Origin of the sequence: Streptococcus mitis, assembly GCF_002096845.1 — a bacterium.
Classification (GTDB): domain Bacteria; phylum Bacillota; class Bacilli; order Lactobacillales; family Streptococcaceae; genus Streptococcus; species Streptococcus mitis_A.
Window position 1 is genome coordinate 1 of sequence record NZ_NCVK01000007.1, and the last position, 14,575, is coordinate 14,575.

Consider the following 14,575-nt stretch of genomic DNA (forward strand, 5'->3'; position numbering starts at 1 on the left):
CGAATCATAGTTTCTAGTGATAAACTTCTTTTACGAGTAAAGGCCTGTTCATCTTGTTTGACGAACTCAACTTTTTGACTAATGATACTCTGAATACTATTATTCAAGTGGGCTTTTATTTGTTTTATCATGGAAAATCCCTCCTTAACTATAAGTTTATCACATAAAAAAGAAACCCAAATACAGAATTGTATTTGAATTTCTTAACTTAATGACATTGGTCTTACAACTTGCTACTTTTCAAATGATAATTTACAAATATCTTTGCAACCACTCTATTTTTTTAAAATCCTTATTGTTATTGTGCTCATTTCGATAAGAATCTTGGGAAGAAGCCTTGTAAATACTTAAAAACTGTTCCAAACTTGGAACGCGAAAAGTGATGTTTTCGAGATGAATCAACTCTATATCCGATTCCGAAACTCCAGCAAAATCAGGTAAAGAATCGATACTTCCGAATTCAACACTCAGACCATCTTTTTGGAATTCATGCTCATGAATATCTATTAAGGCATAGCCTAAGTGTTTCATCACTTTCATTATCTTATCCCACTCATAAATTCTGAGATGATCGGGTGCTTCCCAACCTCTAGGGTCACCAGGCACATGAATGTCAATGTCAGACGGCCCCCATTCTTCATTTGATCGGTATTCAAACCCCAAAGACCCCATGAGCGTCGGAGTGATTCCAACTTGGTTTAAATGAGAACAAATTGTTCGAAATTCATCAAATAGAGAATTCATTCCTCCTCCAATCGTTGATATAGAACTTAATTTCGTTGTGAATAATAAACTAATTTTTACCTTCTACTCTTTCGGTTTCGAAAATACTTCTACTCGCTGAGCTAGGACTTTTATTTCAACAGGTAGGTTATCCGATTTATCGCCGTCAACATCAGACTCCAATTCACTATCCGAAGAGATCTTGATATTACGCGCTCTGATATACTCAATATTGTCATTTGAGACAACATCTCCTTTTAGTAAATCAGGAATAACGGATAATTTAGAGAATATAGAAGCATCTTTAAGAATCAAAATATTGGCATAGCCGTCTTTGTTCTCTTCAAAAATTTTCTTATCAGCGAAGTAATTTGTCAAGAGAACCAAAACATGGCTAGCTTCACCAACATAATTTCCATTTTCTGTCTCAACCTTAATGTTAAAGACCTGATCCGTCATAACAGACTTCATGGTATTTACAGCATAGGCTAAAATACCAAATTTTGTCTTGTCCTCGATTTCCACATTGTGGATCGCTTCAGGAAGAGAACCGATACTAAAGATATAACCAAAATAATTGTCATTTGCTTTACCGATATCAATCTTATTGGTTAAATCAAAATCCAGTTCATCAATCGCGCCATCGATGTCTTGATTGATTTCCAAAAGTTTTGTAATGAGGTTACCTGTTCCACCAGGGATAATCCCTAACTTAGGAATGTAGTCTCTCTCAGCAATACCCGAAATAACTTCATTGACAGTCCCATCTCCACCAAACACAACCACTGCATCGTACTGCTCACGAGAAGCTTCTTCAGCAAAATGTGTTGCATCCAAAGCTTTTTCAGTAATTTTGGTTTCTACGTGCTCAAAGTATTCTTTTACTTTATTTTCCAGTTTATCTTTGTAATCCAAAGCCTTCTCACCACCAGAAGTAGGGTTAATAATTACCATTGCTTTTTTCATTAATGTTCTCCTTAATATTCGTTAGAAATGGTTACATTTCGTCGTATGCAAGTAAATGTACTCCCATTATACAATGAAATTACAGAAAAGAGAAATCTCACGTACTGGAGATTAATAGACTTTTATTCTATTTTCCCATCGCATAACTACATACTTTAAGGATTCATCCAAATAAGAAAAGGCCTTATCCTTTATCCAGTCAGGAATACCATATGCTGCCTCTGCTATGCTTCCTGTGATTGCTGCGAGTGTATCACTATCGCCACCAAGGGAAATGGAGTTTCTACTTGTCATACTCTTTTATTTCATCAGCATATTCAGTCAAAAGATTCCTTGAATAAATTTTTTCAGCCTTTAAATTTCTAACTTCTTTCCAAAGAATAGAAGCTACTTTTAACTTGTTTGAGTAGTTAAGACTATTTTCGTCTGCACAGAAATCCTTTAGAAATTGGTTCCATTGACAAACCGAATGATCATACTTGGCATAATCTGAATTTCCATAATAAACTTTTAGCATATCTTGGATTGTAAAACTCAAATCATTTTCTCTTTTTACTTTTCTCCAAGCAGTCGCCATATCAGCAGTAAATTTAAATGGCGAAACATCTGTTAAAGTTGAGAAATATTCTCTAAAGTGAGTGTTAAAAGAGAATCCACATTCAAGTAAGGGCGTATTTAAGGTAACGACTTCTACTCGTTTCTTTTTCCTTTTTATTGATGATTTTTTAATCAAATTACCCTTAAAGTACTGCTCAATAATATGATTGAGTTCTTGTTTGGTACCTCTATATTCAAGTTCTAATAACTTGCATATTTGCGAAAGTTCATCACGATACCAATAGTACTTATTAAATTCATCAAAGGATACGATTTTATCAAATTCTGGTCTGTTCTCTATCAATATTTTAGCTCCACAGAAAAATTTAGTTTTTCATCTTAAAATAATGGAGTTTTAGTTTCTTTATTTTGAGCATTAGCTCTGTTTCACTACCAAACTTACACACTCCACGTGTGCTGAGAGCTTTCTTCTATACTAATAGACGAAAGGGTGTGAAAATGATTTTTAAATGATACTGTGGAACGGAACAGTAGCCCTAGTATTGACTACTGTCGTTTCTATTCATATTGGCTATTCTAGGACTGAGATGAAAAAATCTATAAATGCTCAGAATAAAATTGAACCCGCAAATCTCCCCAAAACAATGGTGAGTCATGTACTTGTATTATTCCGAAAAAATACACCTCTGGTGCAGTGAGACAAATTGGTGTATCTTATAGTGGCTTCGTAGATGAAAGCTATACTCTACTATCACTCTTTGATGATGTAGAACAAATTGAAAAAGATAATAGACTTCAGACAGCTATTGATGTTGTCAGAGAACAGTTTGGTTTTTTAGCCATACAAAAAGGAACCGTCCTAACTGAAGGTTCCAGAAATATTGAACGCAGTAAACTTATCGGTGGTCATTCCGCGGGTGGATTGGAGGGATTAAAATGAAACAAGAAAAAAATACAGTACAATTTTCAGAAATCCGTAGCAAAGGATGTAATGATATTGAAATGCTTGAAAGATTTTTACATGGAATCGTTGAAACAGCAACTTCAAAACTTCGTCAGAGAAAACTCAAAACAACTGAAATATCGATACGACTAGTACATGCTAAATCTGAAAACCGATTACCATTGGAATTTACATTTAGCATTAAGCCAACAAGCTCATCTGTGATAATCTATACTGAGGTAATCAATCGCTTTAAAGAATGTTACACAGGTGGGGGAATTCAAGGTTTTACGATTCAATTTGATAAAAATACCCTTGCCTCTGCATAGAAAGGATTTGATATGATTGACCGTTCATATTTACCATTTCAATCAGCAAGAGAGTACCAGGATACAAAGATGCAAAAATGGATGGGCTTTTTCCTATCTGAACATGCATCAGCACTCTCTGATGATACAAACAAAGTAACGTACATGTCTGACTTATCACTAGAGAAGAAATTATTACTCCTCAGTCAAGTATACGCCGGGCAGCTACGCACACGCATTCAAGTGATTGAAAAAAACAAGCGTGTTTCCTACACTGGAACAATACCAAGTCTGACCAAAGATTTCATTTTGATAAAAACTACAACAGGTCACATCAATTTGAAATTAAAAGACATTATTAGTATTGAACTTGTCGAGGAGGTGCTCTATGAATCAGCTTGAGTTTCAGCGTAATCACCTACAAATGGACTATTATAGCGAGAGCTACCAAGATTTTGAACGTGACTTCTACCGCTACTCTAACATGAATATTCCATTGACCTTCCTAACTGATGATATCCTAAAAACAATGGCGACTTCACGTAAGAATTACTTTGTCCTCAATAAGGAAAAGTCCAGAGATAACCGCGATCACTTCTTCATATTTGAAGTAAGTACCGTAGATGAGAATCCGCTAATCTATCATTATACATATAAGAAAACTACAATATATTTAGCAGAAAAATAGGAGCAGTTCAATTGACTGTTCCTATTTTTAATATTCATAAAATCTAAAGTCTTTATACTCTTTAACAATGGAGTCGCCAACCAGAACAGACTATACTGACCAGCGACTACCTTAAATTTAATGTTTCAGATTTATTTTCTTATCTCTAATTTCATAAACTACATCTGCTACATTTTCGAGTAATCGTTTATCGTGGGTGATAAACACGATAGTTCCGGTGTACTCCTTCATTAGTATTTCCAAAGCCTCTAAACTTGGTATGTCAAGGAAGTTACTGGGTTCATCCATTATTAGGATGTTATATCTACCCATGAGCATTTTAGCAAGCAACAATTTTATAATTTCTCCACCGCTTAAAACAGATAAACTTTTTCCAATATCGTTCTGTTTGAACCCCATAGATGCTAGCACTGAACGAATTTCTGATATATTGTAGTCACAATCCTTCTGCATAAACTCCATAACATTCTGATTACTGTTGTACTTGTAACCATTCTGTGCAAAGTAACCTATTTTTGCCTTAGGCGAAATAGAAATTCCTTCTTCATGGTTTAAGATCATTTGGATTAAAGTTGTTTTTCCGATTCCATTACCACCAGTTAACGCCACTTTTGCTCCTAACGGAATTTGAAAAGATGCATTTTCAAACAGAGCCTTATCCCCAAATACTTTATTAATTTCTGCACCGACTATAGGGTATGGATTATGGAGCTCCAATGCTTTACTTTGCCTGAAACGAATTCTGCGAATGCCTTCCGGAGCTTCTACTTTTCCTAAGGCCGCAATCCTGTGCTCTAGGGTTTTAGCAGCATTATACATCTTTTTTTCCTTACTTCCTATTGATTTTTGATGAGCTAAACGCCCTCCGTCTTCAGTACTTTTTTTCTTTGAAGAACCTTTTGCCTTCTGTTCTATTTTACGAGCCTGTTTTCGCTTTTCCTCCGCAGCCCTTTCCAATCGGGCACGTTCCGCAATAAATTGTTCGTATTCTGCAGCTTGGCTCTTACGTTCTTCCTCTTTCTGACGAAGATAATCAGAATAGTTTCCCCAATACTCAGTGATTTTGCCATCTTTCAGTTCCCATATTTTATCTACTATTTCATCAAGAAAATAGCGGTCATGGCTAATAACTAACAGTGCACCTGTAAAATATTTTAGCTGTCCTATTAGAAAATCAATTCCTTCACGGTCTAAATGGCTCGTAGGTTCATCCGCTAAAATACCATGAACCTGTGCCGATAAGGCCTGTGCTATTTTAAGCCTTGTTTCTTCACCACCGCTCATAGTCTGTATATTTAATTGCTCAACACCTAGCTTGCCTACAAGTGCAAAATCTTTTTCCTCCTGCAGAGTTACTTCGTCCAACTGGGGAATATAGGCAAGTTCACCCAGACGATTCATTTTACATCCTGGGGGAGTTAATTCTCCTAAAAGTACCCTGAGTAAAGTGCTTTTTCCAGCACCATTTGCTCCTACTAAACCAATACGGTCATAATCATATACTTCTAATTCATTTATATCTAAAACATCGCGTCCTTTGAATTCCACACGAATGTCTTTTGCTTTTAATATTAATTCCATAACATTTCCTCCTGTCTATAATCGCATGCTTTCATTTGCTTGTATGCAGGGAAAACCCTGCGATTTTAGCAGGAAGAGTTACATGAAAATAAGATACATAAATATTCCTCCAATATTGTTTATTTTAAATCTAATTTTCTAACCTCAGTTATCATTTGGCAAACTATAGCAATGCCAATAATTAAAATACCTGATAGTAAAAACCAATGATTTACACCGATTTTATCAGCAAAGAATCCAGAAAGAATTAACCCAATTGGCATAGCAAGTGACATGATACTTCCGATCAAAGAAAATACACGTCCTAAATATTCAGGCTTAATTTTCTCCTGAAAAAGAGCTGTTTGCACACCGCTATAAAATGGCACCGAAAGCCCCATTATTGCACAGCAAACTACGAATATTACAAATCCATTTGGAGGAAGTATTCCCGAAACGGCTAAACTGGTCCCCATTATAAAAAATGAACTTGTTATTAGTAATACATGCTTTTCGAAGCCCCCTAATCTTCCTAATAATAAGCCTCCTGCTAGCATCCCAAATGCAAAGGAAATTTCCGTAATAGAAATATGCACAGGCGTTCCATTAAAGTGTTCCATGCTTATTAAAGGAAATAGTGCATTGATTGGCATATAAACAAAAGTATATAGTGTTCCTAAGAGTAATAAGGCAAACAATCCTTTGTTTTGTCTCAGAACCACAACTCCTTCTTTCATCTCCCTTATGAAATTTGGTTCTAAACTTTGCACTTGATTACCCAGCTTAGGTATACGTACAATTGCTACCGTAATAGATGCAATCACAGCACCCAATACGTCGATGGCAATAATAGCATTTAAATCCCAAACGGAGTATAAGAGTGCTGCAACTGCCGGACTAACAATATAGCTTATAGACTGCAAAGACTGACTATAGCCTGCGCATTTCGTTAGCTGTTCTTCTGGTACTAAAAGTGGTGTAACCGCATTGAGTGCTGGGGTATGAAAAGCTGTTCCAATGCTACGGATAAACAATACTATCATAATCATCCAGACAGGTAGCTCCATACAGAATGCAACAATAGCAAGCACTGCACCAGCTGCTGCGATAATTAAATCGGCACCAATCATTATCTTCTTCCTATCATGACGATCCACTATCACACCAATGGCAGGTCCCAAAATCGCATAGGGTAAAAAACCTACTAATGAAGCCATAGACAAGACCATCGCAGATCCTGTTTTTTCTGTAAGGTAAAAAATAATCGCCATTTGCAGGATGGCACTAGTGATTAATGATACTGCTTGCCCTGCCCATATTGCATAAAATTTTCGTTTCCAATTGTTGTATTTTTCCATTTATATTATCTCCTGCATATTATTTTGCTTGAATTTCTATTTTGAATAGCATTCTAGGCAATAAAAAATGCAGGCCAAACCCCACAATGTGGCTTTTGGTCTGCATACATACAATTTGGAAACATTCATATTAAAGACATAGTTAAATAAAGGTATAGTTAAATAACCAATATCCTCACCGTAACTAATGAATGCTCAATATCGTATAAATAAGCACAACAAAAAAGCCTATCATCGGGTATAGATTCTGCTTTTTTTATTGCCAGCTTATCTTAAACGCATTGAGGCTGTCATAGTTTCGGTTCCTCCTACATCTTTGTTTATATCAATTTATAGTATAACACAAAAAGATGATATGTTCAATATAAAAGTTATGGAATGAGACTCATACTTCCAATTCGATGCCAGATTTAAAGGATATGACGAAGTTTTCTTCATAGACTGTAACGCTCTGGATTATCTTCCTTAGTAGCAAGCGATTAGCTTTCACAAAATCTTCTGTTTGTAGTTTTAAAAATTCATCAGGATTTTCTAACTCAACCTCAAAATATTTCATTTTACATTCCCTCATTTCATTTATTGATAAATTGAGTTTGCAAAAAAGAGTGGACAATTTTTGTCTACTCTTAACCTTTAAAATAGTTTTTTTTAATCGATTTGAAGTTGCCTAAATTATTACTTATTCGGTAAAATGAAGTATTGCTTTCAACAGATTTCCTTCAACTACACTTCACTTGATTCAAACAAGGTGGGTACATTTCTATTCCCACAAACTCCTTGTCAATGGAAACAAACACGTACCCACAGGGTAAATGGAAATAGAAACTGATAATTTCTAGCTATCACTTCTACTCATTCCAAAAATTTTCTCACTCTGATACTTACCCACCATAAAGCAAAAATCCTTGCAATCAAGGCTTTCATTATCCCTTTCGTTCAAAGGTTTCTAAGCTTTTACGAGCAGAGCGACACACTCAGCGGTTCGCTATCTCCGTTCTGTCTGCGTGCTAGCACTTGTCAATCACGGACAGCTATCGCATGGGCGGAAGTAAATGCTAATCTTCGTCGTTTTACTCCTTGACTAACAAACTTACACACTCAACGTGTGGAGTTAGTCAACATCTATATTATATAACGAAAGTGATAGAGTTGTTGTTTAAAATTAAACTTTAGAATGAAAATATTTAAAAAAAGTAGATCACTTTTAGAAGTGTCCTACTTGTATTATTTTTATTTAAAAAGGGATAAATCCTTAACAAAAGGGGTGTACTCCCGCGCCTTCGGGAAGGAAAAAAAGAAATGGCGCAAAATCAAGGTTTTATTTTTGAAATTTACCAGAAAATACCCTTAATGAAAGTAACGTAGTTCTTGTTGATGGTCATAGTGTGTTCTATTGATGCACGTTCAACGGTTACTAGATTTAGGTTAAAATCGTTAAAGCCCATATCATAGTTTAAAAAAGCGATTATACAAAAACTTGTATATCGCTCTGTTTGTTCACTTACTTTGACAAAGTGGAGGTATCTATCCTCAAGGTCCTCAATGCATTCCATACTGCCAGTAGCGTTACACCAACATCTGCAAAGATTGCCTCCCACATATTAGAAATTCCCAATCCACTTAGAACCAAGAAAATTAGTTTAACTACAATAGCCAAGGTCATGTTTTGCCGAGCTATTCTGACTGTCTTTTTAGCCAGTCGAATGACTTGAGGAAGTTTTCCAAGGTCATCATCCATCAGTACAACATCTGCTGATTCAATGGCTGCGTCCGAACCTAGCCCTCCCATAGCAATACCAACATCTGCCCTAGCAAGAACCGGTGCATCATTCACTCCATCTCCAACAAAGGCAACAGCCTGCTGAGACTGAGTCAGAATTTCCTCAAATGTACTCACCTTATCCTGAGGCAAGCAATCTCCAAATGCATCATTGAAGGCAAATTGCTGTGCAAATTCATCAACCACTGCCTGACGATCACCTGAAAGGAGAACCGTTTTTTTAATTCCGACCGCCTGTAAATCCTTCAAGGCCTCGATGCTCGTCTCCTTCACTTGGTCTGTGATAAGGAAATAGCCTAAAAAGTGACTGTCCTCTGCCAAATAGAGAACTGTTCCTGTGCTGTCAATAGCTGGATAAGCAATCCCTTGAACTTCCATTAATCTAGCATTCCCAAGATAGAGCTGTCTGCCATCTATCCTACCGGACATGCCCTGCCCTGGTAGCTCGGTAATCTGACTCACCCTATTCTCGTCCACTTCCTGTCCATAGGCTGTTCGAATCGAGTTTGCGATTGGATGATTGGAATAGCTTTCCAAATGGGCAGCGAGGTACAGAATATTATCCTCGATACCTTCTGCGTTGACAACGGTATCTACCGCAAAGATACCTTTTGTAATTGTCCCCGTCTTATCAAATACGACCGTATCCAACTTGGCAAGAGCCTCTAAATAATTTCCACCTTTCACTAAGACACCTAATTTAGATGCTCCCCCTAGCCCGCCAAAGAAACTCATTGGTACCGAAACCGCAAGAGCACAAGGGCAAGAAATGACTAAAAAGGTAAGTGCCCGATAAAGCCAAGTCGACCACTCCCCTAAACCAAGCAAGGGAGGCAGGCTTGCAAGCAGAAAAGCGATTCCGACAACCACTGGTGTATACACACGCGAAAAACGTGTGATCATCCGTTCCGTCTCCGCTTTTTTATTGCTTACATTTTCAACTAATTCCAAAATTTTGTTGACCGTTGATTGCGAAAAAGTCTTTCTCACTTCAATTACCAATGGACTAGTCAAATTGATCACACCACTTGTAATGTCCTCACCAACGCCAATTTCCCTAGGCAGTGATTCTCCTGTCAAGGCTGACGTATCCAGAATAGAACGACCTTTTCTGACCAGACCATCTAGGGGCACCTTCTCCCCAGGCTTAACTAAAATATGGTCCGCAACCCTTACTGTTTCAGGGTCTACTTGAACGGCTTCTCCCCCCTCTAGTCTCCAAGCCTTAACCGACCGAATATCCATCAATTGTGCAATGGACTGACGAGATTGAGAGGTGGCCTTGTCTTGGAAATACTCCCCAATCTGATAAAAAAGCATGACGGCTACTGCCTCTGGAAATTCTCCCAAGAGAAAGGCTCCTAAGGTCGCGATACTCATCAAAAAGTTTTCATCAAAAATATTGCCACGTTGAATATTTTGAACCATCTTGATAAGAACCTTATGACCGATAATGATATATAGGGTCAGATAATAGACCAGACGAATCCAGAAATACTCCTCTGGCAGGAAAAAGCCGAAGGCAAATAGAATCGTAACAGCAAGTAGCAGCTCTTTCGCCCAATCTCGTTTTTCTGGAAGTGCCTCTTCCTTTTTCTCACTGATCACTTCGATTCCAGGTTCAATAGCATCTACTAAGTCAATAATTTCCTTATCTATCCCATCTTCGCTTTTTGTTTCCAAAGTCAGCTTTTGAGCTATCAGATTGACAGTGGCAGATTCTACCTGCTCCAATTGATTGACAGCACGTTCAATCTTAGCAGCACAATTGCCACAGTCAATTCCCCGAAGTACATACTCTTTCTTCATGTTTTTCCTCCTTCAAATGCTTCAGTGTCAAAGACAAGACTGATGCGACATGATTATCCGCAAGTTCATAATAGGTCATCTTTCCTTTTTTCTCCCCCTTGACCAATTGGCAGTCCCGCAGATAGCGTAGTTGGTGAGAAATAGCAGATTTGGTCATCTGTAACGCAATCGCTAAGTCTCCGACACAAATTGGATTTTGCCGTACTGCTTGTAAAATCCGCAAACGAGTTGGATCAGAAATCGCCTTAAAAAAATTGGACATATTTAGCAATGTAACGGTATCAAACTCCGTCTCATGGACCCCTTGAATTAAATCTGGATTACAAGCTGTTAAACACTGTGACATATTTTGTATTCCTCCTATCCTAAAGTTGTATCAAGTAACATCATAATTAGAAATCCGTCCATAAACTCACCTGTTGCAATATCGGTATTCTTGTGTTCTTGAGCACCTGACACAAGTTTTTCCACTACAACATAAATCATGGCTCCTGCCGCAAATGAGAGAGCATAAGATAGTAGCTGGGGCATAGACATAACAGCATAGGCCCCTAAAACAACTGCAATCGGCTCAACAATCGCTGACATGGCGCCATAGTAGAAAGCTGATTTCCTACTTCGCCCTTCTGCCCGTAGCGGCAAGGACAAGGCAGAGCCTTCTGGAATATTTTGGATACCAATTCACAAGGCTAATCCAAGGGCACTCATCCACGTAAAGGAAAGTCCAGTTGTGGCATTTGCCACACCAACTGCTAAGCCCTCTGGTATATTATGAATCACTACCGCCAGATAAAGCAGCATGGTCTTTGATAAGGGTCTTTGGGGATTCAAAATCCCTTCCTTATCACTCATCTGTTGATTCAAATGCATGTGGGGAACCAAATAATCAATAAAGCGGATAATTAAGCCCCCGACAATAAAAACCAACAGCCGTCGGCAACCAGTAAAATCTGTTTGCAGCCATTGACTGGCTATAGCCAAATGAAAGGACAAGCAAAGACCAGACTGCAGCTGCCGTCATAATACCCGCTGCCAAGCCCATCATCATATCCATGAATTTTTGATGAATGGTTTTGACAAAAAAGACCAAACTAGCACCGATAATGGTACAAAACAGGTGAATAAGCCAGCTAATAAAGCTTGCATTACTGGTGATAGAGATGAAAAAAATGACATCTTATACCTCAATAATCGATAATAGTTGAGCAACTGTTCAACTATTACCATTATAGTTGAACAGTTGCTCAATTGTCAAGGAAGAAAGTAAAAAAGCTATGAGAAATCCCCATAGCTAGGTGGGTATGTTTATTCCCATTACCTCCTAGTCTATGGAAACAAACACATACCTATAGGGTATTCTACTCACTCTGATACCTATCCTACCATATAAGAAAAATAGTTCCACAAACCATCATAGTGATATCTGAAAATAAAAAAGGGGGGCCAAAACTATTCCCACAGACACCTCACATGCAGGAACATTTTGAACCTCCACTGAGTATGTGGAAATAAATTTCAGACATTACTGCTATCAATAATACTATCTCAACTCAGACTGTTAGATTTATACTTCACTCAAAATTCAAAAAAGGCTTAATATCAAGCCTTTTGTAAACCCTGAAACGGTAGACTATATCTTTTTCTCCAGTAGTCCCAAAACCTCGATATGTGCTTACATCTTGCTTTTCCTTCTACAAATTGACTAAAGTTAAATTTGGAGTATTAGAGGAACTGAAATATCCTATTTCTAACCTATAGTTATGCCTATTCGGTTCGAGTTTCAACTAAGTATATTCCCCATTCAGCTAATTCTACAGGCAAATCATAAACAGTTTTTCCATTACTTTCATAGATTTCAGAGATTCCTGGTGAAGTCTTAGAAAAAGTTCCCCAAGCTGTCACTAGTTCTTCTACAAATTGAATATTATGAGGTTCAAAAAAGTCATTAAATTTCGATAGTTCTTTACTATAAATTGTCACAACATTATAGCTATCAAGCATGATCTCATCATGACTTTTATGTCCACCAAATCCAAACTTACTTAGTCCATCATTAACAAGTAAATCACCGTATCTAATCAACAGTGCTAAGCATTCCTCTCTTGAACAACCATCAATATAATAAAAATCCTTATGGGATTCCTTGATAATATTCTTTGCTACCACTTTTTCTCTATCAATACTGACAGGTAATTCCAAAATAAAAAACAAGGGCTCGTCATGAATCACAATAAAGTGTTGAAAAACTTCTAATATTTTTTCTGCGTGTACATTCGCCATCAAATGATGTTCAGTTAACTTTGTAAATGATTCAAACAGGTTTTCTACCAAGCTAACTTGGTGACCTTTTACTAAATTCAACATTATGCATTCTCCAGAGAATTTAAACAATATCCACATTTATAATCTCATTATACCATTAAACTCCTAAAAAGACTGCAACTTCCCAGTCATAGTTTCTTATAAATCTACCTCAGTTCCTTATGCTGAACCACATTCGGAACAGAAAATATTGGTAGTAATAGAAGCATTTCAATAATTTATTCATGTCTGTTAACTATGTTTCTTCCTCTAAAACTCCTTTTCAATGAAAACAAACACGTACTCCCTAGGGTTTATGAAAATAGAATGACAGCCTATCAAGCTGTCACATCAATACACTCAACTTGAACTCTCACTATAATACTTCCCCACCTCAATACAAAAAGCCTTACAATCAAGGCTTTTCGTTATTCATTTCATCAATACTTTAGTTTCGTAGATTCAGATTCGCATGATTAAAACTAGTCAATTTTCTCTATGATATTTCCAAGTTTATCCAATACAAGACAGGAATAATCATTTAGTGGAATTATGGGAACATTAACGAGTTCTTCAGCTCTATCCTTATTTGCTTTATCATTCCATGAATCATAATGGACACTAATTAAAAACTGACTAAAGACTTCTAATCCATTTTTTATCTTTATCTGATGATCTGAATTATCATTAGGTGAAACATAGACTTTTTCTCCTAATAATAGGGCTCCTGCAGAGAACCCTATAACTTTTGTACCTTTATTAAGCATATGATCGATATAATTTTTGAACTCCTGATTGACATAAGTAGATATATATTTTTCTGTATTTTCTCCACCGATGATGATTAGATCAGCATCTAAATAGCTATCAAAATCAATCTGCTCAGTGTCCAAAAGTAAGTAATCAGTGTTTGGATTAGGAAATTGACTTTGGAAAACTTCCGTGTACTTTTTCATATAGGGTTGCCAATTATCTCGAAAAACTGTAAAAATAACAATTCTTTCAATCTTCCTTGATGACACAATTTTATTAACAATCGTATGGTTCTTTATCGGCGGATTTCCACCCATCAAAAAAATTTGTTCGTCCAATCTTTCACACTTTCTAAAGATACATAAAGTTTAAACAAGTTTATTTACGTTTCTAAATTATAATTTTTTCTTAAAATGAATAATTCTATTTGCCTCCTGAAATCCAATATTGAGATGAAATCTTATAGAATCGGTATTCGTTAAAGTACAGTCACTTGCAAATTCCTTACATCCTTTATTTTTCGCCCATTCCTCACATTTTGTACAGAGATTTTTAGCAATATCCTTTAAACGATATTCCTCGTCGACAATAATCCCTTCTAAGAATCCAACAGGACTATATTTACAACCTTCAACATAATCAAATCTGAGTGAACATAGTGCTAGACCTACAATTGTGTCACCTTCAACTTCAGTAAAGATTGCAGTATTTTTGCCATTCGTATATCCTTTTACTTCATCAATAGCTTCTTTATCGGTCAATTGGGGCCATAATTGTTTCATTAGTTTAGCCGTTTTTATAAAATCTTTTGTTATTCCATCCATATTG

At 36.7% G+C, this 14,575-nt stretch carries 15 protein-coding genes and 2 pseudogenes; 4 read left to right on the forward strand and 13 right to left on the reverse strand.

The window, feature by feature from the left end; all coding sequences use genetic code 11:
* Nucleotides 1–252 precede the first annotated feature (252 nt).
* The 4 genes and pseudogenes from B7695_RS01955 to B7695_RS01970 form a co-directional block, all read right to left on the reverse strand.
* Nucleotides 253–744 (reverse strand): phosphoribosylanthranilate isomerase, encoded by a 492-nt coding sequence (locus tag B7695_RS01955; RefSeq protein ID WP_084889495.1) that lies wholly within the window; start codon nucleotides 742–744, stop codon nucleotides 253–255.
* Between the two features lie 63 nt (nucleotides 745–807).
* A complete protein-coding gene (locus B7695_RS01960) occupies nucleotides 808–1,689 on the reverse strand; it encodes a diacylglycerol/lipid kinase family protein (RefSeq protein ID WP_084889496.1) in 882 nt (293 codons plus the stop codon).
* Nucleotides 1,690–1,800: 111 nt separating this feature from the next.
* Nucleotides 1,801–1,974, reverse strand: a pseudogene (locus B7695_RS01965) (ADP-ribosylglycohydrolase family protein); the annotation flags it as partial.
* Entirely contained in the window at nucleotides 1,973–2,590 is a 618-nt protein-coding gene (locus B7695_RS01970; protein WP_084889497.1) for an SAP domain-containing protein, read from the reverse strand. The pseudogene B7695_RS01965 and the gene B7695_RS01970, both read right to left, overlap by 2 nt.
* 351 nt (nucleotides 2,591–2,941) lie before the next feature.
* Here B7695_RS01970 and B7695_RS01980 point away from each other — a divergent pair, with 351 nt between their 5' ends.
* The 4 genes from B7695_RS01980 to B7695_RS01995 are packed head-to-tail and all read left to right on the forward strand — an operon-like array spanning nucleotide 2,942 to nucleotide 4,186.
* Nucleotides 2,942–3,187 carry a hypothetical protein gene (locus tag B7695_RS01980; RefSeq protein ID WP_001813542.1) on the forward strand — a complete coding sequence of 82 codons (246 nt, stop codon included), beginning with the start codon at nucleotides 2,942–2,944 and terminating at the stop codon, nucleotides 3,185–3,187.
* The gene (locus B7695_RS01985; protein WP_000806926.1) at nucleotides 3,184–3,519 is read left to right on the forward strand and encodes a DinB/UmuC family translesion DNA polymerase; all 336 of its coding nucleotides are present in this window, start codon (nucleotides 3,184–3,186) and stop codon (nucleotides 3,517–3,519) included. The genes B7695_RS01980 and B7695_RS01985 overlap by 4 nt, the downstream gene beginning before the upstream one ends.
* A gap of 12 nt (nucleotides 3,520–3,531) precedes the next feature.
* Nucleotides 3,532–3,900: a hypothetical protein gene (locus tag B7695_RS01990; RefSeq protein ID WP_000567222.1), complete on the forward strand. Its 369-nt coding sequence runs from the start codon at nucleotides 3,532–3,534 to the stop codon at nucleotides 3,898–3,900.
* A complete protein-coding gene (locus B7695_RS01995) occupies nucleotides 3,887–4,186 on the forward strand; it encodes a DUF5960 family protein (protein ID WP_001072467.1) in 300 nt (99 codons plus the stop codon). The genes B7695_RS01990 and B7695_RS01995 overlap by 14 nt, the downstream gene beginning before the upstream one ends.
* A gap of 117 nt (nucleotides 4,187–4,303) precedes the next feature.
* On the opposite strand, the gene msr(D) is transcribed toward B7695_RS01995, so the two are convergent.
* The 9 genes and pseudogenes from msr(D) to aac(6') all read right to left on the reverse strand — a co-directional run bounded on the left by msr(D) (nucleotide 4,304) and on the right by aac(6') (nucleotide 14,571).
* Nucleotides 4,304–5,767, reverse strand: a complete 1,464-nt coding sequence (gene msr(D) / locus B7695_RS02000; RefSeq protein WP_000420313.1) for an ABC-F type ribosomal protection protein Msr(D) — start codon at nucleotides 5,765–5,767, stop codon at nucleotides 4,304–4,306.
* A gap of 119 nt (nucleotides 5,768–5,886) precedes the next feature.
* Nucleotides 5,887–7,104 (reverse strand): macrolide efflux MFS transporter Mef(A), encoded by a 1,218-nt coding sequence (mef(A), locus tag B7695_RS02005; RefSeq protein WP_084889498.1) that lies wholly within the window; start codon nucleotides 7,102–7,104, stop codon nucleotides 5,887–5,889.
* Between the two features lie 385 nt (nucleotides 7,105–7,489).
* Nucleotides 7,490–7,660 carry a hypothetical protein gene (locus B7695_RS02010; protein WP_000873143.1) on the reverse strand — a complete coding sequence of 57 codons (171 nt, stop codon included), beginning with the start codon at nucleotides 7,658–7,660 and terminating at the stop codon, nucleotides 7,490–7,492.
* Between the two features lie 945 nt (nucleotides 7,661–8,605).
* A complete protein-coding gene (locus B7695_RS02015) occupies nucleotides 8,606–10,693 on the reverse strand; it encodes a heavy metal translocating P-type ATPase (RefSeq protein ID WP_084889499.1) in 2,088 nt (695 codons plus the stop codon).
* Nucleotides 10,662–11,039 (reverse strand): ArsR/SmtB family transcription factor, encoded by a 378-nt coding sequence (locus B7695_RS02020; protein WP_049495785.1) that lies wholly within the window; start codon nucleotides 11,037–11,039, stop codon nucleotides 10,662–10,664. The genes B7695_RS02015 and B7695_RS02020 overlap by 32 nt, the downstream gene beginning before the upstream one ends.
* Before the next feature lie 14 nt (nucleotides 11,040–11,053).
* A pseudogene (locus B7695_RS11335) lies at nucleotides 11,054–11,869 on the reverse strand (ZIP family metal transporter).
* 588 nt (nucleotides 11,870–12,457) lie between these two features.
* Nucleotides 12,458–13,057 (reverse strand): hypothetical protein, encoded by a 600-nt coding sequence (locus B7695_RS02030; RefSeq protein WP_084889500.1) that lies wholly within the window; start codon nucleotides 13,055–13,057, stop codon nucleotides 12,458–12,460.
* Between the two features lie 419 nt (nucleotides 13,058–13,476).
* Nucleotides 13,477–14,085: a Type 1 glutamine amidotransferase-like domain-containing protein gene (locus B7695_RS02035; RefSeq protein ID WP_084889501.1), complete on the reverse strand. Its 609-nt coding sequence runs from the start codon at nucleotides 14,083–14,085 to the stop codon at nucleotides 13,477–13,479.
* Between the two features lie 57 nt (nucleotides 14,086–14,142).
* The gene (gene aac(6'), locus B7695_RS02040) at nucleotides 14,143–14,571 is read right to left on the reverse strand and encodes an aminoglycoside 6'-N-acetyltransferase (RefSeq protein WP_084889502.1); all 429 of its coding nucleotides are present in this window, start codon (nucleotides 14,569–14,571) and stop codon (nucleotides 14,143–14,145) included.
* Nucleotides 14,572–14,575 lie beyond the last annotated feature (4 nt).